General features: G+C 62.9%; 19 protein-coding genes, 1 tRNA gene, 1 pseudogene and 1 other annotated feature. Of the genes and pseudogenes, 12 read left to right on the top strand and 9 right to left on the bottom strand.

What is annotated here, in order from left to right; translation table 11 throughout:
• The first annotated feature begins 124 nt into the window (after positions 1-124).
• The 4 genes and pseudogenes from EBS_RS08605 to EBS_RS14985 form a co-directional block, all read left to right on the top strand.
• Complete coding sequence (locus EBS_RS08605; RefSeq protein WP_043108265.1) at positions 125-1,390, top strand: YeeE/YedE family protein; 1,266 nt, start codon at positions 125-127, stop codon at positions 1,388-1,390.
• A gap of 77 nt (positions 1,391-1,467) precedes the next feature.
• Positions 1,468-1,543, top strand: a tRNA-Lys gene (locus EBS_RS08600).
• Positions 1,544-1,724: 181 nt separating this feature from the next.
• Complete coding sequence (locus EBS_RS13025) at positions 1,725-1,925, top strand: Arm DNA-binding domain-containing protein (protein ID WP_171816222.1); 201 nt, start codon at positions 1,725-1,727, stop codon at positions 1,923-1,925.
• A gap of 63 nt (positions 1,926-1,988) precedes the next feature.
• Positions 1,989-2,306, top strand: a pseudogene (locus tag EBS_RS14985) (phage integrase central domain-containing protein); the annotation flags it as partial.
• A 458-nt stretch (positions 2,307-2,764) separates the two neighbouring features.
• Here the strand turns inward: EBS_RS14985 and EBS_RS14285 are convergent.
• Positions 2,765-3,169, bottom strand: a complete 405-nt coding sequence (locus EBS_RS14285; protein ID WP_171816148.1) for a hypothetical protein — start codon at positions 3,167-3,169, stop codon at positions 2,765-2,767.
• On the opposite strand from EBS_RS14285, the gene EBS_RS08585 reads away from it, so the two are divergent.
• A protein-coding gene (locus tag EBS_RS08585; RefSeq protein ID WP_148307698.1) for an IS3 family transposase occupies positions 3,104-4,233 on the top strand; the annotation gives its coding sequence in 2 pieces (ribosomal slippage) (positions 3,104-3,296 and positions 3,296-4,233; 1,131 coding nt in all). The two genes, EBS_RS14285 and EBS_RS08585, sit on opposite strands and share 66 nt — an antisense overlap.
• Positions 3,292-3,408: a sequence feature (AL1L pseudoknot), on the top strand. Its footprint overlaps the gene before it by 117 nt.
• A 1-nt stretch (position 4,234) precedes the next feature.
• On the opposite strand, the gene EBS_RS08580 is transcribed toward EBS_RS08585, so the two are convergent.
• A complete protein-coding gene (locus tag EBS_RS08580; protein ID WP_052199435.1) occupies positions 4,235-6,313 on the bottom strand; it encodes a malate synthase G in 2,079 nt (692 codons plus the stop codon).
• Between the two features lie 123 nt (positions 6,314-6,436).
• Between EBS_RS08580 and rraA the strand changes: the two genes are divergently transcribed.
• The 4 genes from rraA (at position 6,437) to pabB (ending at position 12,766) form a co-directional block, all read left to right on the top strand.
• Positions 6,437-6,937 (top strand): ribonuclease E activity regulator RraA, encoded by a 501-nt coding sequence (rraA, locus tag EBS_RS08575; protein WP_331711267.1) that lies wholly within the window; start codon positions 6,437-6,439, stop codon positions 6,935-6,937.
• 565 nt (positions 6,938-7,502) lie between these two features.
• Entirely contained in the window at positions 7,503-8,813 is a 1,311-nt protein-coding gene (gene aceA, locus EBS_RS08570) for an isocitrate lyase (protein WP_043108263.1), read from the top strand.
• A 14-nt stretch (positions 8,814-8,827) separates the two neighbouring features.
• Positions 8,828-10,708, top strand: a complete 1,881-nt coding sequence (aceK, locus tag EBS_RS08565; RefSeq protein WP_081999892.1) for a bifunctional isocitrate dehydrogenase kinase/phosphatase — start codon at positions 8,828-8,830, stop codon at positions 10,706-10,708.
• A gap of 687 nt (positions 10,709-11,395) precedes the next feature.
• Positions 11,396-12,766, top strand: a complete 1,371-nt coding sequence (pabB, locus tag EBS_RS08555; RefSeq protein WP_043108259.1) for an aminodeoxychorismate synthase component I — start codon at positions 11,396-11,398, stop codon at positions 12,764-12,766.
• Here pabB and galU read toward each other — a convergent pair.
• From galU to EBS_RS08540, 3 genes are all read right to left on the bottom strand, one after another.
• Positions 12,739-13,566 (bottom strand): UTP--glucose-1-phosphate uridylyltransferase GalU, encoded by an 828-nt coding sequence (gene galU, locus EBS_RS08550; protein WP_043108257.1) that lies wholly within the window; start codon positions 13,564-13,566, stop codon positions 12,739-12,741. The two genes, pabB and galU, sit on opposite strands and share 28 nt — an antisense overlap.
• Positions 13,563-14,084: a hypothetical protein gene (locus EBS_RS08545; RefSeq protein WP_043108256.1), complete on the bottom strand. Its 522-nt coding sequence runs from the start codon at positions 14,082-14,084 to the stop codon at positions 13,563-13,565. The genes galU and EBS_RS08545 overlap by 4 nt, the downstream gene beginning before the upstream one ends.
• A 316-nt stretch (positions 14,085-14,400) precedes the next feature.
• Entirely contained in the window at positions 14,401-14,832 is a 432-nt protein-coding gene (locus EBS_RS08540; RefSeq protein WP_043108254.1) for a rhodanese-like domain-containing protein, read from the bottom strand.
• Between the two features lie 97 nt (positions 14,833-14,929).
• Between EBS_RS08540 and EBS_RS08535 the strand changes: the two genes are divergently transcribed.
• The 3 genes from EBS_RS08535 to EBS_RS08525 all read left to right on the top strand — a co-directional run bounded on the left by EBS_RS08535 (position 14,930) and on the right by EBS_RS08525 (position 18,735).
• Positions 14,930-15,811 carry a lysophospholipid acyltransferase family protein gene (locus tag EBS_RS08535; protein ID WP_043108253.1) on the top strand — a complete coding sequence of 294 codons (882 nt, stop codon included), beginning with the start codon at positions 14,930-14,932 and terminating at the stop codon, positions 15,809-15,811.
• A 180-nt stretch (positions 15,812-15,991) separates the two neighbouring features.
• Positions 15,992-17,878: a VWA domain-containing protein gene (locus tag EBS_RS13015; RefSeq protein ID WP_171816221.1), complete on the top strand. Its 1,887-nt coding sequence runs from the start codon at positions 15,992-15,994 to the stop codon at positions 17,876-17,878.
• Positions 17,875-18,735: a hypothetical protein gene (locus EBS_RS08525; protein ID WP_043108252.1), complete on the top strand. Its 861-nt coding sequence runs from the start codon at positions 17,875-17,877 to the stop codon at positions 18,733-18,735. Before EBS_RS13015 ends, EBS_RS08525 begins: the two co-directional genes overlap by 4 nt.
• Before the next feature lie 73 nt (positions 18,736-18,808).
• Here EBS_RS08525 and soxA read toward each other — a convergent pair whose 3' ends face one another.
• From soxA to soxX, 4 genes are all read right to left on the bottom strand, one after another.
• Entirely contained in the window at positions 18,809-19,651 is an 843-nt protein-coding gene (soxA, locus tag EBS_RS08520; RefSeq protein ID WP_043108251.1) for a sulfur oxidation c-type cytochrome SoxA, read from the bottom strand.
• 73 nt (positions 19,652-19,724) lie between these two features.
• Entirely contained in the window at positions 19,725-20,042 is a 318-nt protein-coding gene (gene soxZ / locus EBS_RS08515) for a thiosulfate oxidation carrier complex protein SoxZ (RefSeq protein WP_043108250.1), read from the bottom strand.
• Between the two features lie 51 nt (positions 20,043-20,093).
• Positions 20,094-20,570, bottom strand: coding sequence for a thiosulfate oxidation carrier protein SoxY (gene soxY, locus EBS_RS08510; RefSeq protein WP_043108249.1), 477 nt, complete (start codon positions 20,568-20,570; stop codon positions 20,094-20,096).
• Between the two features lie 56 nt (positions 20,571-20,626).
• Positions 20,627-20,998: a sulfur oxidation c-type cytochrome SoxX gene (gene soxX, locus EBS_RS08505; protein ID WP_043108248.1), complete on the bottom strand. Its 372-nt coding sequence runs from the start codon at positions 20,996-20,998 to the stop codon at positions 20,627-20,629.
• Between the last annotated feature and the right edge of the window lie 30 nt (positions 20,999-21,028).

Below are 21,028 nucleotides of genomic sequence, written 5' to 3'. Positions count from 1 at the left end.
GCAGATTGATCTATGTTAGCATCCGGTCGCGGGCCATCGGTGGCTGCACAGGAATATTCTGTGTGGCCGGAGCGTCTGTCATCCGGTGGTATCCGTTATACCTGCAACAGCCGGAGAGAGTGACATGCAGTTCGAGAGTTTCGTCGAGGCCCACCAGGCCTTGTTGCTGGGCGCCTTTCTGATCGCCCTGGTGATGGGTGCGGTGGTCAACAAGACCAACTTCTGCACCATGGGCGCGGTGTCCGATTTCGTGAACATGGGTGATACCGGGCGCCTGCGCGCCTGGTTGTTCGCCATCGCGGTGGCGATGCTGGGTGTGAGCGCCCTGGAATATGTCGGGCTGGTGAACCCCGATGAGGCCTTCCCGCCGTATCGTGGCAGCCTCCTGCTGCTCGCCGAGAACGTCCTCGGTGGCCTGATGTTCGGCATCGGCATGACGCTGGCCTCGGGGTGCGGCAACAAGACCCTGATCCGCATCGGCGGTGGCAACCTGAAGTCCCTCGTGGTGTTCGCCATCATCGCGGTGATCGCCTATTTCATGATCAACCCCTTCCCGGGTTCCGACCAGACCCTGATGAGCGTGCTGTTCTACGACTGGATCCGTCCCCTGTCGGTGGACATGGGTGGACACCAGGATCTGGGCACCGTGCTGGCTGGCGAGGAGAACGCGGTGATGGGGCGTCTGGTGATCGGCCTGTTGCTGGGTGTGGCCCTGCTGGTGTTCACGCTCAAGTCGAGCGACTTCCGTGGCAATCGTGATCACCTGCTGGGTGGCCTGGTGGTCGGCCTGGCGGTGCTGGGGGCCTGGTATGTCTCCAGCAACATCTTCATCGATGCCGACGGCGAGCTGGTCAGCCTGAGCGAATACTATGAGCAATGGGACATGCTGGCCGATTCCGACGAGGGCAAGCCGGCTGCCGGACGCCCGCTGTCGCCTCAGTCCTATACCTTCATCAATCCCATGGGGCAGACCTTCGGCTACCTCACCTCGGGGCTGCAATCCAGCCTGTTGACCTTCGGCGTGGTCGCGGTGTTCGGCGTGGTGCTGGGCTCGCTGCTGTACTCACTGATCAGCCGCAGCTTCCGCATCGAGTGGTTCAGTTCGCTGGCCGATGTGCGCAATCACGTGGTCGGCGCCGTGCTCATGGGCTTTGGTGGCGTGCTGGGCATGGGCTGTACCATCGGCCAGGCGATCACCGGTGTATCGACCCTGGCGATCGGCTCCATGCTCACCTTTGGTGCCATCTTCCTGGGCTCGGCACTGACCATGAAGGTGCAGTACTACAAGATGGTTTACGAGAGTGAGGCGACTCTCCTCAAGGCCTTGGTCACTGGCCTGGTCGATCTCAGGCTGCTGCCATCGGGCATGCGGCAACTGGAGGCCGTGTAACCTGTCGAAGGGGCTTGAGCCTGAACGCGGCTTCGGTATAATGCGCGCTTCCCGGCGCGGCCGAGGCCGCGACCCAAGGGTCGTTAGCTCAGTTGGTAGAGCAGCTGACTTTTAATCAGTTGGTCGCAGGTTCGAATCCTGCACGACCCACCAAATACTCATCTCATGACGTTGCATAACGTCCCGAAGCCCGCATAACAGCGGGCTTTTTTCATGCTAGGCCTTTGCCCATGCTGTCCCATGTTGCTTCATGCTTGCCCTTGATTTTGTGGGGCAACCTCCGAAGGGGGTGGGGCAACTTTTCCAGGGAGCCGGGTTTGAGTCGGAGGAAGCCATGGCGCTGACAGACGCGAGCATCAGGAAGGCCAAGCCCCGCAAGCGGGGTTTCAAGCTGTACGATAAGAAGGGGCTGTATCTGGAGATCACACCCAAGGGGGCGAAGCGCTGGCGCTTCCGCTACCGCCGCCCCGGTACCGGCAAGGAAAGCTGTCTCTCCCTGGGTCTGTATCCCGAGGTGAGTCTAAAGGCCGCCTGAGCAAAGCGGGATCAGGCCCGCGCCCTGCTGGCCGATGGCATCGACCCCAGCGACGCCCGGCAGATGGAGAAGCAGGCCGCCCGCCGCGCCGCCGAGGGCACCTTCCAGGCGGCCGCCGAGGCTTGGCGGGACCATCACCTGGTCTCCAAGTCCGAAGGCCACCAGAAGCGCACCTGGAGCATCGTCCGGCGCACCCTGCTGCCCCTACATCGGCGAGCGCCCCATATCAGTGAGATCAAGGCCCCCGAGCTGTTGCAGGCCCTACGCATCACTGAGGACCGGGGGCGCATCGAGACGGCGCACCGCGCCTTGCAGACGGCCGGCCAGATATTCCGCTACGCCATCGCCCGAGGGCAGGTGGAGACTGACCCCACCCCCGCCTTGCGAGGTGCACTCAAGCTGATCAGCACCCGGCACACCGCCCCCACCGACCCCGAGGCCGTGGCAGGCTTCCTGTGCGCCTTCGATGCGTTCGAGGGTGGCGGCCACCGCCCTGCGCCTGCTGCGTGTGGTTCATCCACCACGTCGTCCAGGAGGCGGCCCGGTCTGCGATCAAGGACCAGTACACGGGCCGAGAGGCGACACCGCCCTGCGGGACGGCTCGCGCATGGTGGCCGTGCTGGCGTCAGTGGAAGACCACGAGATCGCGCTGCCCGGTCTGCGCCCCCTGCTGGAGGACGGCGGCGAAAAACAGCCTGGCGCAGTAGGCGACAGAACGACATAAATAACTGCGCCGAAACTACTGCGCCGCCATAAAGAAAAACGCAGGTGGCGCAGTAGGGGCGATTTGAACCGACAGGAGGCCAACCCATGATCCTGTCCAAAATTACTTGACCGGATCACCTGGGGGTGTCGTACTTCGCGGCCGCCTCATCCCAGAAGCCGAGAGGGTCATCCTTCCAGTCGTACAGGTTTTTCAACCGAACGTGATGGGGGGCGCTCACCCCGGACTCCGGGGTAACGCCGGCGCCTTCGTCCACATAGAAGAAGACCCGGTTGCGAACAGTCGGGTCTGCGGATTCGCGGTCGAGCCGGGTGCGTTCGGCACCGGGCTTCCCGGTGCCATAGAACGCGGAGTCTAGGGTGTGTCGTCGTCCTCTGGAGTAGTGGACTCCGACGACTGCGACTGAGCCGCCCCGGGTTTCCCGGAGACTCCATTTCTTGAGAGGATAGAGTCTATGGATACGAGCAAGAGATATTCCCCTGAGGTCCGGGAACGGGCGGTTCGCATGGTGTTTGATCATCAGGCCGAGCGTGATCAAGGACTGCGTGAGGGTCTGACGACGTCGGAGCGCGAGCGGCTCAAGGCCTTGGAACGGGAGAACCGGGAGCTGAGGCGGGCCAACGAGATTCTGAAGACGGCGTCGGCTTTTTTTGCCCAGGCGGAGCTCGACCGCAAACTGAAGAGATGATCGCGTACATCGACGATCACAGGGATCGTTACGGGGTCGAGCCGATCTGCGCGGTGCTGCCGATCGCCCCGTCCACCTACTATGAGCACAAGGCCCGTGAGGCCGATCCACAGCGACTGCCGCGGCGATTGCAGCGGGATCGCGCCCTGTCAGACGAGATTCGACGGATCTGGGAAGAGAACTTCCAGGTGTACGGTGCCAGGAAGGTATGGCGGCAGCTCAACCGGGAAAGCATCGAGGTAGCCCGCTGCACGGTGGAACGCCTGATGCGTGTCATGGGGTTGCGGGGTGTGGTGCGAGGCCGCCGTTGCCGGACAACGATCGGCGACACGACGGCGGAACGACCACTGGACCGGGTGAAGCGGCAGTTTACTGCCACCCGCCCGAATCAGTTGTGGGTGGCGGACATTACCTACGTGGCGACTTGGACAGGGTTTGTCTATGTGGCGTTTGTCGTGGACGTCTATGCCCGACGGATCGTGGGCTGGCGTGTCTCCCGGTCGCTGAAGACCGACCTGGTGCTGGATGCGCTGGAGCAGGCGCTATGGTCGCGCCAGGACACAGAGGGCCTGGTGCACCACAGTGACCGAGGCTGTCAGTACCTGTCGGTGCGCTACACGGAGCGCCTGGCCGGGGCCGGCATTGATGCCTCGGTCGGTAGCCGAGGGGACTCCTATGACAACGCTCTGGCAGAGACGATCAACGGTCTGTACAAGGCCGAGGTTATCTACCGGCGAGGCCCCTGGAAGCATAGGGAGGCGGTCGAATATGCCACTTTGGAGTGGGTGGACTGGTTCAACCACCGGCGGCTGCTGGAGCCTATTGGCAACGTGCCACCGGCGGAGTTGGAAGCGGCGTATTATCGCCAACAGAAAGAGTCTGCCAAGGCGGCCTGACTCAAACAAAACAGTCTCCGGAATATCCGGGGCGGTTCACGGGCGCCATGGGGCGGTAGTTGGGGTCATCCGCGTTCTGTCGGTCGACCACCTCGGCCATGCGCCGCAGGGTTAGCATCACCTGGCGCTCGCTGACCACGCCGTGATAGAGCCAGTTGGCAATGTGCTGGCTGGAGATGCGCAACGTGGCCCGGTCTTCCATCAGCCCGACGTCGCGGATATCCGGCACCTTGGAACAGCCCACGCCCTGCTGTACCCAGCGCACCACATAGCCCAGGATGCCCTGGCAGTTGTTGTCCAGTTCCTGCTGGATCTCTTCCGGTGTCCATTCGCAAGGATCGGCGAGGGGCAGGGTCAGCAGGTCTTCCACCCTTGCCCGCGGCCGTTGGCGTATGCGTTCCTGCTCGGCCCACACGTCCACCTCGTGGTAGTGCATGGCATGCAATACCGCTGCGGTGGGGGAGGGCACCCAGGCCGTGTTGGCACCCGATTGGGGATGGGCGATCTTCTGTTCCACCATGGCCGCCATCTCGTCGGGCATGGCCCACATGCCCTTGCCGATCTGGGCACGCCCGGACAGGCCGCAGGCGAGGCCGATGTCGACGTTCCAGTCCTCGTAGGCCCGCATCCAGGGCTGGGTCTTCATGTCGGCCTTGCGCACCATGGGGCCGGCTTGCATGTCGGTGTGGATCTCGTCGCCGGTGCGATCCAGGAAGCCGGTGTTGATGAAGATGAGCCGTTCGCGGGCCTGGCGGATGCATTCCTTCAGGTTGAGGGTGGTGCGGCGTTCCTCGTCCATCAGGCCGAGCTTGATCGTGTTGCGTGGCAGGCCAAGGACATCTTCGACTGCGCCGAACAGTTGTACCGTGAAGGCGACCTCGTCAGGGCCGTGCATCTTGGGCTTGACGATATAGACCGAGCCGGTCTGCGAGTTACGCCAGCGCCCGTTGCCCTGCAGGTCGTGCAGAGCGATCAGGCTGGTGATCAGGGCATCGAGAATGCCCTCCGGGATCTCCCGATCCTCCGCATCGAGCACCGCTGGCGTGGTCATGAGGTGGCCAACGTTGCGTACCAGCATCAGGGCGCGGCCCTTGAGCGTGAGGGTGCCGCCGTCCGGTGCCGTGTACTGGCGGTCCGGATGCAGGGTGCGGTTGAAGCTGCGACCGCCCTTGGTCACCGGCGCGGAAAGATCGCCTTTCATCAGTCCCAGCCAGTTGCGGTAGACCAGGGTCTTGTCTTCACCGTCCACGGCTGCGACCGAGTCCTCGCAGTCCTGGATCACGGTGGCGGCGGCCTCCAGCTGGACGTCTGCGATGCCGGCGCGATCGAGCGCCCCGACAGGGTGGTCGCGGTTGATACGCAGCTCGATGTGCAGGCCGTGGTGGCGGAACAGCAAAGCCGACGGTTGTGCCGGTTCACCGAGATAGCCTGCAAATTGCTCGGGCGAGACGAGCCTTTCCCCCCCATTGTTGTCGGTGCTGGCAACCAGGTCTCCATCGATGATCGACCAACCGGTCACCTCGTGATGCGAGGCATCTCGCAGCGGTAGATGGCGGTCCAGGAAGTCCCGGACATAGGCGATGACGGCCCGGGCGCGGTTCTCGTCGACGCGGTCGGTCGTTTTCGCAGGAACCTGGGGCAGCATGTCGCTGCCGTAGATGGCGTCGTAGAGCGAGCCCCAGTGCGCATTGGCGGCATTCAGGGAATAGCGTGCATTGTTGACCGGGACCACCAGCTGCGGCGCTGCCAGGGTGGCGATCTCGGGGTCCACGTTTTGCGTGCTGATCTCGAAGTCTTCGCCTTCCGGTACCAGGTAACCGATCTCCTCGAGGAAATTCCGGTACGCGACAGGATCAAACGGGTTGTTGAGGTGCCATTCGTCGATCCGGTGCTGCAATTCATTGCGCCGGCGCAACAGTTGGCGATTGAGTGGCGCGAATCGCGCGACGATATGCTGCAGGCCAGTCCAGAAGTCTTCCGGGTCGATGCCCGTGCCTGGCAGAGCCTCCCGCTCGATGAATTCAAGCAGTCTTCGGTCTATTCGAAGGTCGGCTTTCACGATGTAGTCGGGTCTGTTCATGGTGGAAATGCCCGGTGTTTGTTTGACATAGAAAGCCTAGATTTTCTGCTGGTGGCTGGCGCATTGTTTTTTTCAATAGGCGCCTGTCTTGCGCGGGCAGTGGCATATGCTCTGTTTCTTACCATGAAGGGAGGAGCAATGATGAAGGTCGATGTGCTGGCCACTGCCGATTTGAGCGATGAACTGGGTGACAAGGTTCAGGTGATGGCGCCGCCCTGGCTGAATTACGGCGGCATGGAAAGCTTTCAGGGACCGGCCGCAACCGTTCGCTGCAACGACGACAACAGCAAGGTCCGGGAAATGCTGGAACAGTCGGGCGATGGCCGGGTGCTGGTGGTCAATGGTGGCAATTCCACCCAGTGTGCCCTGCTGGGAGACATGTTGGGCGAGCTGGCGGTCCGGAATGGCTGGGCTGGCGTCATCGTCAACGGCTGCGTGAGGGACTCGGTAGCACTGGCCAAATTGCCGTTGGGCGTAAAGGCCCGAGGCACTCATCCGCGTAAAAGCGTCAAGGCGGGGCGTGGCGAGACCCGGGTGACCCTGGCCTTCGCTGGCGTCACCGTTTCGCCCGGTGACTGGATCTATGCTGATGCCGACGGAATTTCGGTGCGTCGCGCCGATTGAGTCAGCAATTGGCGCACCGTCTCGCCTCAGACGAATCCTGTCAGCGGAGTATTCGCGCAACACGTCGATACAGCGCGCCACCGCTGGTGACAGGGACGTTCCGTGGTGCGAGATGAAGTCATGGGAGCGCGCGGGAGAGTATTTTCCCAAAGGTTTCACCGCGAGTCTGTCGGTGTTGGTGAGGCACACATCGGTGATGATGGAGATGCCCAGGTCGAGTTCCACGTACTTCTTTGTCACCTCCCAGCCGCGGCCTCCAGGGCCACCTTCTTGCGTTCAACTGCAGTGTGACCGAGGAACAAGTTCTCCGCGGCCTCGGTGATGCTGCCGCACGGCGCCACGTGCAGAAAGCGCGCAGTTTTGAGGCGGTTCTGGTTGTAGTAGGGGGCATTTTCTTCTGATCTCTCAGGGAATCATTAATGGGTTAAATAGTTTTTATTGAAACAATTGGATTGGAAAATACAAACGATGGATTAGTTTCTTTTCCGGCAAAAGGAAGCCCCGCCGGTGACGCCGGGACTCCCCTTCATCATCAATATCGACATAGACCAGAGGAGCAACCCCGATGAAGAGTAGACAGGAGCAGATCGCCGCACTGGAAAAGGACTGGGCGGAGAACCCGCGCTGGAAAGACGTAAAGCGTGGTTACACGGCCGAGGATGTGGTGCGCCTGCGTGGATCGGTACAACCGGAACACACCTATGCCCAGAACGGTGCGCGCAAGCTCTGGGATCTGTTGCACGGTGGGGCCAAGAAGGGTTACGTGAACTGTCTCGGCGCCCTGACTGGCGGCCAGGCCGTGCAGCAGGCGAAAGCCGGGATAGAGGCCATCTACCTGTCCGGCTGGCAGGTAGCAGCAGACGCCAATACTTCCGAGACCATGTATCCCGACCAGTCGCTGTATGCCTACGATTCGGTACCGACCATGGTCAGGCGCATCAACAATGCCTTCAAACGTGCCGACGAGATCCAGTGGTCACGGGGCATTGGGCCCGGTGAAGAGGGCTACATCGATTACTTCCTGCCCATCGTGGCAGATGCCGAAGCCGGCTTCGGTGGCGTGCTCAATGCCTATGAGCTGATGAAGAACATGATCGCCAATGGTGCCGCCGGCGTACATTTCGAGGACCAACTGGCCGCGGTGAAGAAGTGTGGCCACATGGGAGGCAAGGTGCTGGTGCCCACCCAAGAGGCGGTGCAGAAACTGATTGCGGCGCGCCTGGCGGCGGATGTGATGGGTGTGCCGACCTTGCTGTTGGCCCGGACCGACTCGGAGGCAGCAAACCTGTTGACTTCGGATGTAGATGACTATGACCGCCCCTTCCTCACCGGCGAGCGTACCGCAGAGGGCTTCTACCGCGTCAGGAACGGTCTCGAGCAGGCCATCTCGCGCGGCCTGGCCTACGCGCCGTATGCGGACCTGGTCTGGTGCGAGACTGGCACCCCCGACCTGGGCTTTGCCCGGGAGTTTGCCCAGGCGGTGCTGGCCGAGAACCCGAACAAACTGCTTGCCTACAACTGCTCGCCGTCGTTCAACTGGAAGAAGAACCTCGACGAAGCCACCATTGCGCGCTTCCAGGACGAGTTGTCGGACATGGGCTACAAGTATCAATTCATCACCCTGGCCGGTATCCACAACATGTGGTTCAACATGTTCGACCTGGCGTACGACTATGCCCGGGGACAGGGCATGAAGCACTATGTGGAAAAGGTCCAGGAGCCTGAGTTTGCCGCCCGCGATAGGGGTTATACCTTCGTCTCCCATCAGCAGGAGGTGGGTGCTGGTTACTTCGATGACATCACCACGGTCATCCAGGGCGGAGCCTCGTCGGTGACCGCGCTTGCCGGATCAACCGAAGAGGCCCAGTTCGCCTGAACCGGGCAAGGTCGATGACGCGCTACCTGCTCGGATCGTCCAGGCCCGATGTCGTGTCGGGTGATCCAGGCAGTTTCCCGGAAACCCAAGGCCCGGGCCAGCTAGCCCGGGCGCGTGCCATCGCACAGGCCATCCTCGAGGCGTTCGACCGTCACTTTCGGATCTTCCGCGAAACCACGCAGCGGGCCCGTCAGTACTTTATCGAGGGCGATTGGCAGGCGGCCAGGGAAGACAGTGCGCGGCGCATCAGCCTTTATGATCAGCGGGTGCGAGAGGCAATCGCCCTGTTGCGTGAACATTACGGCCTGCGCGCGGCCGACCATGAACTATGGCAGGAGATCAAGTTCCAGTACCTGGGGTTGCTGTATGGTCATCGCCAGCCCGAGCTGGCCGAGACCTTCTACAATTCGGTGTTCGTGGGCCTGTTTCACCGGCGTTACTACAACAACGATCATATCTTCGTCCGCCCCGCGGTTTCCACCGAGCGGATCGAGGGAGAAGTGCCGGCCTACCGGAGCTATTACCCTACCCAGGAAGGGTGGGCTACCGCGCTCGACAGGCTGTTGCGGGATATCGATCCGGGTCTGCCCTACGAGAACCGACGACGTGATCTTTGCCATCTGCTGCGCGCTGTGAGCCGGCTGCCAATCCCCTCCGAGGGCTTGACTCGGCACTTCCAGGTCCAGGTGCTGCGTTCGGTCTTCTATCGCAACAAGGCCGCCTACGTGGTCGGAAGGGTGATCAACGGCAACGCGCGGCACCCCTTCGTACTGCCCTTGCTGAGAACGCATGGGGGCAGGGTGCGGGTCGATGCACTGGTCACCGAGCCGGACGATGTCGCCAACGTGTTCAGCTTTGCGCGGGCCTATTTCATGGCCGATTGTGAAGTGCCCTCTGCGGTGGTGCGCTTTCTCTTGTCTTGCCTGCCGGGAAAGTCCGCGGCCGATCTCTACACGGCCATCGGCTTCCACAAGCAGGGCAAGGCGGAGTTCTATCGCGATTTCCTGGACCATCTGCGCAATTCCAGTGACCGCCTCCAGGTGGCGCCTGGGACCACCGGGATGGTAATGCTGGTGTTCACGCTGCCGTCCTATCCCTATGTCTTCAAGGTGATCCGCGATCGATTCCCCTCGGTCAAGCGCACCACCGAGGCCGAAGTCATTGCCAAATACCGGTTCGTCAAGCGTCAGGACCGTGTTGGGCGGATGGCCGACACCTGGGAGTTCTCGCATGCAGCCTTCCCGGTGGACCGGTTCGATCCTGGGTTATTGCAGGAATTGCTGGATGCAGCGCCGAGCAAAGTCAGCATCGAGGGAGGCCAGGTGGTCATTCGTCACCTTTTCATCGAGCGGCGGCTCAACCCGTTGAATCTTTTTCTGGAGCAGGCCGATGATACGGCGCTGCGCCAGGCAATGTGCGAGTATGGCAATGCGTTGCGGGAGATCGCAGGGGCAGGGATATTCCCGGGCGATCTACTGCTCAAGAACTTCGGTGTGACCCGCCACGGCCGAGTGATCTTCTACGATTACGACGAGATTGTTCCGATCGAAGACTGCCGTTTTCGGTGTATCCCCGAACCGCAGACGCCGGAACAGGAAATGGCTGCCGAACCCTGGTATGCCGTGGCCGAGAACGATATCTTCCCGGAAGAGTTCGGCACTTTCTTGATGATAGACCCACGCTGGCGCAGGGCCTTTCTGGAAACCCATGCAGACCTGCTGCGGGCAGAGACCTGGCGGGAGATACAGGCAGCGGTCCGGGTAGGGCAGGTGCCCGATGTCTACCCTTACCGGGCAGAGAGTCGCTTTCCTTCGGCCTGGCAAGGCCACTCAATCGGCCCCATATGCAGGGTCGAATGCCGGGCGGGACGGGTAAATGCATTAGCGTCGGATTAGCAGGTTGTTGAAAATGGTCTGAGTTCTCGGCCCGCCCCATCACCAGAAGCACTGGTCAGATCGTTGTAAGGCCCCCACTCTGACCGCCATTCACCGTCGTAATTTGCTTGAAATCCGGCGTGCCCCCTCGGAAAACCGTATTTCGAGGGAGCAAATGACTGTGCGGCGGGGAATCAACGTGAACGGGCTTCTTCACGGGGGCGAGAGTCCGGGGGGCAATGGCGAGTCCGCCTGGCTTTTAATCAGTTGGTCGCAGGTTCGAATCCTGCATGACCCACCATATCGATCAACGGCTCGCGTCATTCATGGCGCGGGCCGTTTTCTTTTGGGCTCGCCTTGGCGATCAGGCCGCGCGTTTCGGTTGCCAGTCTGTTTCACGGCGACGTTTCTCCATCCGATCGCTTGCGGGTATCATCGGCTGCCTCTTGTATTAACCCGGCACCAATCCATGTCACTCTCAGCCACCACGAGCGTGCCCGTGGACATCGTTGCCGCACCTCGACAGGGAATGACCCTGCTTTCGGCACGGCGCCTCGCCACAGGCGCGCTCGTGGTGGCTGAGAGTGACATGGATTGGTGCCGGGTTAATAGCAAAGCGTATCTCATGAGCGAGTCCCTCTTCTTCGACGAAGCGGCCCGGCCTGCCCGGCAAGGGGGCCTGTTGTTGCGACGCAGCCCCCAGGTCCGATGAGCTGGCCGAAATACCATCCACTGCCTTACCAACCGGACGGTGGTGTCTGGTTCGCGGCCCTGAGAGCGCTGGATTGTCCTGTCTGGCTGGACAGCGCGGGGGGGATTGGCGGCGGGCGTTACGACATCCTCACTGCCGAGCCGCACCGTTGCCTGCGCTTTGCCTGGGATGAGGCCGATGCGGTGGCGAGCGCCTTGCGCGAGGTGATCGCCCAGCCGGCCGGGGGCGACCCGGCGCTGCCCTTTGCCGGGGGGGCCGTCGGCTACCTGGGTTACGAACTGGGGCGCGCCTGGCAGGGCCTGCCCCGGCATCATGCGCACGATTTGCCGGTGGCGGCCTTCGGCCTCTACGACTGGGCGCTGATCCTGGATCATCGTCTGCAACGCGCGGTGCTGGTCGGTCAGGGGCGGGATCCGGCGCTGCGTCGCCGCTGGGATGCCCTGTGTCGCACCCTGGAACAGGCGGCGAGTGCTGCCCCGGTGGAGGACGTGGCTTCACAGGAGAGCGCCGCTGGAGTGGCCGACAGCCTGCCCTGGCCGGCCTACGAGGCGGCCTTTGCCCGGGTAGAACACTACCTGCGCGAGGGGGATTGTTATCAGATCAATCTCACCCATCGTTTCGAGGCCGAGCTGGCCGTTCCGGCCTGGAGTCTGTATCGGCGTCTGCGCGCGCTGAGTCCCGCTCCCTTCGGCGCCTTTCTGGACTTCGGCGATTTCCAGTTGCTGAGCAATTCGCCCGAGCAGTTTCTGTCGCTGCGCGATGGCGTGGTGAACACCCGGCCGATCAAGGGGACCCGGCCGCGGCATGGCGATGTGGCGCTGGATACGCAGTTGCGCGCCGACCTGCTGGCCAGCGACAAGGACCGGGCAGAGAACCTGATGATCGTGGACCTGTTGCGCAACGATCTGGGCCGGGTGTGTGTGCCGGGCAGCATCGAGGTGCCCGAGCTGTTCCGGGTGGAATCCTTTGCCCGTGTACATCACCTGGTGAGCCGGGTACGTGGCCGGCTGGCCGCGGGATACGATGCGGTGGACCTGTTGCGCGCCGGGTTTCCCGGAGGGTCGATCACCGGCGCGCCCAAGCGTCGGGCGATGGAGATCATCGACGAACTGGAACCGGTGAGCCGTGAGGCCTATTGCGGCAGCCTGTTTCACCTGGGATTCGACGGCCGCCTCGAGAGCAGCATCGCCATCCGCACCCTGGTGCGGCAGGGCGCGAGGCTGCGTTACTGGGCCGGCGGCGGGCTGGTGATCGATTCCCGCGCCACCGAGGAGTTCCAGGAATCGCTGGACAAGGCCGCGGCGTTCTTCGAGCTGGTCGGTGTCCGCCCCGAGGGCGGTCAGCCGTCGTCGCGCATGCGTTCGTAATAGTAGTTGGTGGCCTCGATGAAACCGGCCACGCTGCCGCAGTCGAAGCGCCGTCCCTTGAACTTGTAGGCCAGCACCATGTTGCGTTTCGCCTGGGTGAGCAGGGCGTCGGTGATCTGGATCTCGCCGCCGCGCCCCGGCGGCGTCTCGCGCAGGATGTCGAAGATGTCCGGGGTGAGGATGTAGCGCCCGATGATGGCCAGATTGGACGGCGCCTCTTCAGGGCTGGGTTTCTCGACCATGTCGGAGATCATGAACAGGCCGTCCTCGATCTCGGAACCGGCGATCACGCCGTATTTTTCGATCTGGTCCTGCGGTACCTCTTCGATGGCCACCACGCTGCAGCGGTACTTGGCGTAGATGCGCGCCATCTGCGCCATTACCCCGTCGCTGTTGCCGTCGCACAGGTCGTCGGCGAGGATCACGCCGAAGGGCTCGCGGCCGATCAGGGTCTCGCCGGTGAGGATGGCGTGCCCGAGACCCTTCATCTCCTTCTGGCGGGTGTAGGAGAAGGTGCACTGGTCCATCAGACGGCGGATATCGGCGAGATAGGCCTCCTTGTCGGTGCCGTTGATCTGGTGCTCCAGTTCGTAACTCACGTCGAAATGGTCTTCCAGCGCGCGCTTGCCGCGCCCGGTGACGATGGCGATGTCGTGCATGCCGGCCTCCAGCGCCTCCTCGACGCCGTACTGGATCAGCGGCTTGTTGACGATGGGCATGACCTCCTTGGGCATGGCCTTGGTGGCGGGAAGAAAACGGGTGCCGTAACCGGCGGCGGGAAAGAGACACTTCCTGATCATGATGGGGTCCGTTGGGGTTCCTGCGGGTCGCGTTTGTTCCAGGTTAAGCGGATTGCATTATCCACGATCCCGTGTCGTAAAAGCCATTCCAGTGCATCTTCGGCATCCTGCTCGAACCAGGCGCGTGCCGAGCCCAGCCGGAAGCTGTAGCCCCAGGCGTCCATGTCGGCCTGCATGCGGGAACGACCCACGCCGGGAAAGTGGTCAGCGAGCAGTATCTGCAGGTAGCAGACGGCGTTCTCCTCGGCCACGTCGCCACCGGCATCGGTGTGCAGGGCGGCGCGTCGCCGTCCGTCCATGCAGATCCAGTGACAGGCCTCGTGCAGGGCCGAGTGCAGCGGGGTGTCGGGGCGGACATAGAGGGTCTCGCCGACCAGGCCGGCCTCGGGCTCGCCCCAGAAGCTGCCGGGGATGGGGGCATTGTCGGACAGGTGCTCGACGCGCAGGCCGAAGCGCGCCAGCACCTGCTCCAGCGGCGCGGCGAGGGGGTCGGCACAGGAGAGCACGGACTGCGGCAAGGGAGACGCCTGCGGGACGGAACGAAAGGCCTATTCTAACCTGGATGTGTCAGCCGTCGAACAGCGCCGCAACGGCTGCCGGTTCCGTCGGGTCGCTCACACCCATGGTCATGGAAGAGGCGTTTGTGCCCCTTGTTCTTCACCACAGAGGCCAACGATGGCAGCGGTCACCCGGATGCATGCCGTCAGACCGGAATCCGGGAATCCCCGGTTCGGGATTCGATCCCGGATTCCACTGCGCTCCATCCGGGTGACGCAGTATCGACACAGGGCTCAAGTGCAATCTCTCTGTGATCTCTGTGTACGCTGTGGTGGTTCAACACTGTTCCCAGGGCAGGCCGTGGAAGCGCCAGCCGCCCAGGGTGCTGCGGTGGTGTTCCTCGTCGAGTTCGCCCTCGAAGCCTTCGTCCACGTGATAGACGTTCTTCAACCCGGCGTCGAGCAGGGCGCGGCCGGCCTCCAGCGAGCGCTTGCCGCTGCGGCAGATGAGAATCACCGGCGCGCAACCGCTATCATTGGCGCACGCCACGCCGCCGAGCATCAGCTTGCGGATTTCGGTGACGAAGTTCGGATTGACCTCCCAGTCGGGCTCGTCGATCCAGGGGACGTGAACCGCCCCCTTGGGGTGCCCGACGAAGAGGTATTCCATGGTCGAACGGATGTCCACCAGCACGCTTCTCGGGTCCTGTTGCATCAGTTCCCAAGCCTGCTGGGGTGAGAGGGCGACAGGGTCGGTCTGGTCGTTCATGGGTGCCTTCTGGTGCAGGTGGATGTTCTGCGGTCGTCTGTTGGAGTTATAGAGGAATTCAGCGGCCTGTGCCGCTTTTTGTGGATTGGAAATATCGATGCTGTCCCGGATCGCCACCCTCTCCCTGCGAGGTCTGGCCCGCCTGCCCTGGGGCGCCTTGCGCCGCCTGGGCCAGGGGGTCGCTCGCCTGCTGTATCGCCTGAACGGCCGCGAGGCGCGCAACGTGCGGGCCAACCTGACGATCGCCTATCCGCACCTGCCGGTGGCGGAACGCGAGGCATTGGTGCGTCAGGTCCTGATCGAGAGCGCCATCACGTTCTGCGAGATGCCACGCATCTGGTTGCGTGACGAGGACCTGTCCGACCGCGTCGATCCGGCCGGCCTGCCCGGGCGCATGCGCGAGCTGGTAGAGCAGGGCAGGGGACTGATCCTGGCAATGCCGCACCATGGCAACTGGGAGCTGGTCTCGGCCGGCATCGATCCCTCCCTGCCGATCACCGGCCTGTACCGCCCGCCGCGCCAGGCCTTTCTCGAACCGCTGATGCGCCAGGGCCGGAGTATCGCGCGTATCCGCATGGTGCCGACCACGCCCGCCGGCATCAAGGCGCTCAATCGCGCGCTCAAGGCTGGCGAGGTGATCGCCATCCTGCCTGACCAGGTACCCAAGAGTGCTGGTGCGGCCGCGGCCGTCGCCCCCTTCTTCGGCCGTGAGTGCGCCACCATGGTCCTGCTCGGTCGGCTCGCGGCGCGTCATGGCAGCCCGGTGCTCTTTGCCTGGGCCGAGCGACAGTCCGACGGCCGCTATCGCATGCGCCATTTCCTGGCCGACGAAGACATCGCCGATACCGATCCACAGCGTGCAGCCGTTGCGCTCAACCGCCACGTGGAGTGTTGCATCGCCGCCGCGCCGGCCCAGTACCAGTGGGCCTACCGGCGTTTCTATCCGGCGGTGCCGGGGCAGTCCAACCCCTATACTTGATTCTTTGCAGGAAGCGCTGAACCAGTACCGGATGCCCTTTTCCTGCAGGCAGGGGAAGTGGCCGGTGCTTCCTCGAGCTTCTCTGCCAACGGTTTGTTCCCTAAAGAATCGCGTTCGCAGGCCGCTATGCCGGTAGATCCGGACTGTTGCGGGCAGAGCGTGCTGCCCGGGGAGAAGACCATGGCACTATGGACCCGATTGCTGCTGAGCGTGCTGTGCCTGTTGCCGGCATGGCATGCCTGGGCGGCACCCGACAAGAACGAGGTGCGGGTTCTGATCGACATCTCGGGCAGCATGAAGCAGAACGATCCGCAGAATCTGCGGCGGCCGGCGCTGCGCATGCTGGTGGGGCTGTTGCAGCCGGGCACCCGTGCCGGGGTCTGGACCTTTGCGCGCTGGAGCAATCCCCTGATCCCCCTGGGCGATGTGGACAAGGCCTGGAAGGCACGCGCACTGAAGCTCTCGGAGCAGATCCGTTCCCCCGGCCAGTTCACCCACATCGAGCGCGTGCTGCGTGATGCAACGCGTGATATCAGCGCCCCCTCATCCAGTTACAACCGTCACCTGGTGTTGCTGACCGACGGCATGGTGGATGTGTCGAAGCAGCCGGGGGAGAGCGCGGCCTCGCGCCAACGCATTCTCGACGAGATCCTGCCACGGCTGAAGCAGCTGGGTATCCGTGTGCATACCATCGCGCTGTCGGAGCGGGCAGACCATGACCTGATGAAACGTCTCTCGGAGGTGACCGGCGGCTGGTACCAGCAGGTGGATTCCGCGGAACAGCTCAGTCGGGTGTTCCTCAAGGTGTTCGAGCAGGTCGGTCGGCCCGAAGGGGTGCCGCTCAAGGACAATCGCTTCACTGTGGATGCCAGTGTGAAGGAGGCGACCATCCTGCTGTTCCGCAAGCCCGGGTCGCCTGATCCGGTGCTGATCTCGCCCGCGGGCGAACGTTATACCGACAGCGATCTCGTGGCGGGCGTGGCCTGGTACCGTGATCAGGGGTACGACCTGATCACCATCGCCTCGCCGAAGAAGGGAGAGTGGCGCCTGCTGGCCGACGTGGATCCCGACAACCGGGTGATGATCGTCACCGATCTCAAGTTGCAGACCTCCGAGGTCCCGGCCCACCTGGCGGTGGGCGAAGACCTGCTGCTGAGCGCCTACCTGAGCAACAAGGGCAAGCTGGTCGATCGCCGGGCCTTCCTGCGTCTGCTGGACGTGCGTGCCGATGCCATCACCCGCAACGGCAGTGATCCACTGGGACTCAACGACGAGGGCCGGGATGGCGACAGCAAGGCGGGGGACGGGCGCTATGCGGTGCGCTATCACGAGAAGAACGCCTTCGACGAGGTAGAGCTGTTGTTCAGCGTGGACAGCCCGACCTTCGTGCGCGAGAAACGTTATCGCCTGGCGGTGCACGAACCGGCATCGCTCAGGATAGAGGGTGAGGGCGATGCGGCGCGGGCGGTGGTCGAAGTCACCGGCGCGGTGATGCAGGACGGGGCCACGGTCACCGTCTGGCAGCAGATCGATGGCCAGCGCGAGCTGCTGAAGAAGGATGCCAAGGGCTATGTGCTGGCCGACCTCGGCGCGCCGGTGTACCTGAAGATCGAGGGCAATAGCCGCCTGGGCAACCGGATCGTCCGTGAATACGGCCCGGTCTATGCGCCGGGAGTCGAACCCTCGAAGGAACCGGCGCCGACCGCTGCTGAATCGACCTCCGAATCGACCCAGGCACAGCCCGAAGCGCCACCGGCAGAGGCAGGGGTCCAGGAAGCGGCCGCAGAAGAAGAGTCAGGATGGGTGTTGCCCGCAGCGGTATTCGGTGCCCTCAACCTGCTGCTGATCGGCGGCGGCCTGGGTGCCTGGTGGTTCCTGCGTCGCCGGCGAGGCAATAGTGAAGAGGTGTCCCTGAGCGAGGAGATCGAGGCCGTGGAGGCCGAGCTTTCCGAGGCGGAACCGGATGCCGTTACCGCAGAAGAGGCGGACGTCGCACCGCAGGACGCCCTGTCCGAGGGAGAGGCGGGTGAAGCTGAAGACGCGGATGCCAAGGGAGAGGCTGCATGAAGGATCTGATGTTCTGGCTGATGCTGGCGGGGGGCGAGGTCCTCCTGCTGCTGTTCGTGCTGTTGCTGGTGTACTGGATACGGCATTCCGCCATGGCACGGCGTGACCGCCAGGCCATTGCGCGCCTGATCTCGGCGGTGCGCGCCGGGCGCGCCGAGCGCGAGGCGGCTATCGGCAGGTTTCTTGCCGAACGCATGGGCCTGCAGGGTGCAGAACTGGATCGCGTCCGGGTGGCGATGGTGCGCGAGGAGCTGGGATTGCTGCAGCGCTTTGCCACCGTCTATCGTGATCGTGACGCCGGTAGCGCGGCGCAGTTCCATATCGCGCTGCAATCGGCGCTCGCCCCCTGGTTCGAGTTGCACGGTGGCGGGGCTGCGGGTGAGGCGAGCGGGACGGACGACAGTGAGCTCGAGGCCTTGCGCCAGGAGAACAAGCGCTTGTCCGAGGAGTTGAGTGTGACCATGGAGACCATGAGTCGCATGCTCAGCGAATACTCCAGCATGTTCGCGGATTCGGATCCCGCACCGGAGGCTGTACCGTCCTCGGTCGAGGAAGTCGGGCACGATGCGGTTTCCGGGGAACCTGAGCTGCCAGCACGTCCGGCCGCTGAACTCGATACCGAGATGCTGGATATTGGAGAGGGAGAAGACGCTGTCCCTGTCCAGAATGAGGAGAAGAGCGAGGCGACGGCAACAGAGGCGGTCGAGCCCGAGGGCATCGATGAGCTGTTCGCAGACGAGCCCCTGGCTCAGGATCTGGGTGGACTGTTCGACGATGACGAGCTGGCGGCTCTCGACGCATCGGAGGCAGATGCGGAGGTGACCGATGGAGAGCCGGAAAAGGCCATCGTGATCTGAAGGATCCTGACCTGGAGCCCGAAAAAAAAGCCCGGCGGATGCCGGGCTTTTGCCTGGATGAAGTCTGGACTGCCTATTTGCGAGCCGACGGTCCGTTGTATTCGATGCCGTTGCTCATGTAGGTGAGGAAGTATTCCAGGTTGCGGAACTCCTTGCTCTGCGGTTTGTAGGGCTTGGCACGCATCTGCTTCATGCAGCCCTTGAAGCGGCGATGGAAGGTCCCGAGCTCACCCCACTTGGAACGGTACACCGGCCAGCCGGTGGCCTGTCCCAGCGCCGGGCTGAGGATGTCGGCACGGACGTGCTGACCAGCCGATTGCACGTGGCAGGAGCCGCAGCTGAAATTGAGCTGGCCCCGCCGTGCCCAGTAGATGGACTTGCCATTGTTGTAGGCGGCCAGTGCGTCCTTGTTGGGGATCTTCACGTTGATCTTCTGGCCGCGCGATTCGTAGGCCATGTAGGCCAGCAGGCGGGTGATCGGGCCCTTGGCATATTTCAGGGGCTTCTCACCGTTCTTCGTGCGGCACTCGTTGATGGGCAGGGGCAGGGTGACCACCATCTTGCGCTGGTCGTCCCAGTACGGATAGTTCTTGCGTTGGGTCGGATCATTGTTGAAGCAGGAGCCATAGGTCTTGCCGTTGGCAAACGGCGTATTCCACATGGTCTCGCCTTCTTCGATCATCGGCTCGTACGGCGGGAACTCCTCGATGGCCTCCCAGCTGTCGCGCGAGGTCTTGTCAATGGCGTACACACCGTTGGCATACTCTTGCAGCGGAACGCCGGGGAAGCGCTTGAAGAAGTAGTCCCGGTAGGTCTTCAGGTCTTCTTCCGGCGTCGTGTCAGTCGCCTTCTTGTCGGCGAAGGCGCCAGTGGCCGCAAGGGCACAGATGGCGGCAATCGCGGTCATTGGTTTCATGGGTTTGAATCTCCTCCCAGAGTGGATCTGGTATGCCCCCGGAGGGGCATGATGCCGTGGTGCCTTGTGGGTGTTATTTGATCTTGGCGCTTTTCGAATCGCTCTGGCCCTTGTTGTCGGTCCAGGCGATGGTGATGGTGTCACCCTTGCTGCCGCCGCTGAACTTGAAGGCCAGGTAGGGGTTCTTGGAAACGCCGCCGCTCCATTGTGCGCTGAGCACTTCCTTGTCGTTGTGTTTGGCGACCACGTCCTGGATGAAGTGCGCCGGGATCAGCTTGCCGGTCTTCTTGTTCTTGCGCAGGCCGGTCTCCATCGGATGACTGATCAGGCACTTGACGGTAACCACGCCCTTCTTTTCCTTTGCGCGAATCTTGATTGAGCTTTTAGCCATTGGGTATTACCTCAGAAATATGTTACGCAGTTGCGATGGGGGCGATCGGGGTCAGCCGCCGCAGCCACCAATGGTGACCTTGACGCCCTTGCGGTTGGCATACAGCTTGCCACCGGCCTTGACCACAGCGATCACGTCACCGGTCTTGCCCATCTTGATGCGTGTCGAGACATCCGCCATGGCGTTTCGGCTCAGATTGAACAGAGCGACCAGCGGGGAGTTGTTGGCAGAGGCCAGGATGGCGATGCTTTCGATGCCGGGGATATCGCTCTTCACGGTAACCGGCACCACGGCGCCGTTCTCGGCGATGTCGGGCGCCTTGATCTTGATCTTGTCCGAAGCTTGGGTCTGGCCCGAGCCGAAGGCGCTGTTGAGTGCGTCCTTGGGGCTCTTGGCATGGAAGGCCTTCTCGGGCCAGGCGGCCAGCACGGCTTGCGGTGCCAGCAGGCCGGCGCTCACGGCGACACCCACGGTGCCCGCGGCCAGGGAGCCTTTCAGGAAGACTCGGCGTTTCATGTCGGTATTCATCTTGCGTACTCTCCTGGGACGAAGTGACTTTGTAACAGGGTATTTCTGACCGGCGGTCAGGGGGTGTACAGGTAATCGACGATGGCCTCGATGTCCGCGTTCGACAGGATCTTGTGCCTGCCGAAGGGGGGCATGCGCGTCGACGGGTTGCGTTTGGTTGCGTCGTAGATCTGGTCGAACAGCTTCTTGCGGTCAGGGAAGCGGGCCTTCATGGCGACCAGCGGCGGGCCGATGTCACCAGGCAGATTACCTCCGGCCATGGCGTGACAGGCGAGGCAGTTGCCTTTCTTGCGATTCCAGGCGATCTCTTTGCCCTTGGCGGCCATGTTGGTGCCCTCCGCCGAGGCAACCTGGGGCATCAGGCTGGCGGCGCTGAACAGGGCTGCCAGTGACAGAGCGATGGTTGCGTGTCTTGCGGTATTCCGCATCGCATATCCTCCTATGCTCGTTTGGTGTGG

The sequence above is a fragment of the endosymbiont of unidentified scaly snail isolate Monju genome, assembly GCF_000801295.1.
Classification (GTDB): Bacteria; Pseudomonadota; Gammaproteobacteria; order Chromatiales; family Chromatiaceae; genus MONJU.
Note: the sequence above shows the minus strand (reverse complement) of the source record. Positions and strands in the feature narration are given on the sequence as shown.

Bases quoted from the DNA above. Each gene is read 5' to 3' on its own strand.
- soxY (WP_043108249.1), bottom strand. From the start codon at position 20,570: ATGAATACCGACATGAAACGCCGAGTCTTCCTGAAAGGCTCCCTGGCC.
- EBS_RS13015 (WP_171816221.1), top strand. From the start codon at position 15,992: ATGGCACTATGGACCCGATTGCTGCTGAGCGTGCTGTGCCTGTTGCCG.
- pabB (WP_043108259.1), top strand. From the start codon at position 11,396: ATGAGCTGGCCGAAATACCATCCACTGCCTTACCAACCGGACGGTGGT.
- EBS_RS08525 (WP_043108252.1), top strand. From the start codon at position 17,875: ATGAAGGATCTGATGTTCTGGCTGATGCTGGCGGGGGGCGAGGTCCTC.
- EBS_RS08535 (WP_043108253.1), top strand. From the start codon at position 14,930: ATGCTGTCCCGGATCGCCACCCTCTCCCTGCGAGGTCTGGCCCGCCTG.
- soxZ (WP_043108250.1), bottom strand. From the start codon at position 20,042: ATGGCTAAAAGCTCAATCAAGATTCGCGCAAAGGAAAAGAAGGGCGTG.
- aceA (WP_043108263.1), top strand. From the start codon at position 7,503: ATGAAGAGTAGACAGGAGCAGATCGCCGCACTGGAAAAGGACTGGGCG.
- EBS_RS08540 (WP_043108254.1), bottom strand. From the start codon at position 14,832: ATGAACGACCAGACCGACCCTGTCGCCCTCTCACCCCAGCAGGCTTGG.
- soxX (WP_043108248.1), bottom strand. From the start codon at position 20,998: ATGCGGAATACCGCAAGACACGCAACCATCGCTCTGTCACTGGCAGCC.
- rraA (WP_331711267.1), top strand. From the start codon at position 6,437: ATGAAGGGAGGAGCAATGATGAAGGTCGATGTGCTGGCCACTGCCGAT.
- EBS_RS14285 (WP_171816148.1), bottom strand. From the start codon at position 3,169: ATGATCAAACACCATGCGAACCGCCCGTTCCCGGACCTCAGGGGAATA.
- soxA (WP_043108251.1), bottom strand. From the start codon at position 19,651: ATGAAACCAATGACCGCGATTGCCGCCATCTGTGCCCTTGCGGCCACT.
- EBS_RS13025 (WP_171816222.1), top strand. From the start codon at position 1,725: ATGGCGCTGACAGACGCGAGCATCAGGAAGGCCAAGCCCCGCAAGCGG.
- EBS_RS08580 (WP_052199435.1), bottom strand. From the start codon at position 6,313: ATGAACAGACCCGACTACATCGTGAAAGCCGACCTTCGAATAGACCGA.
- aceK (WP_081999892.1), top strand. From the start codon at position 8,828: ATGACGCGCTACCTGCTCGGATCGTCCAGGCCCGATGTCGTGTCGGGT.
- EBS_RS08605 (WP_043108265.1), top strand. From the start codon at position 125: ATGCAGTTCGAGAGTTTCGTCGAGGCCCACCAGGCCTTGTTGCTGGGC.
- galU (WP_043108257.1), bottom strand. From the start codon at position 13,566: ATGATCAGGAAGTGTCTCTTTCCCGCCGCCGGTTACGGCACCCGTTTT.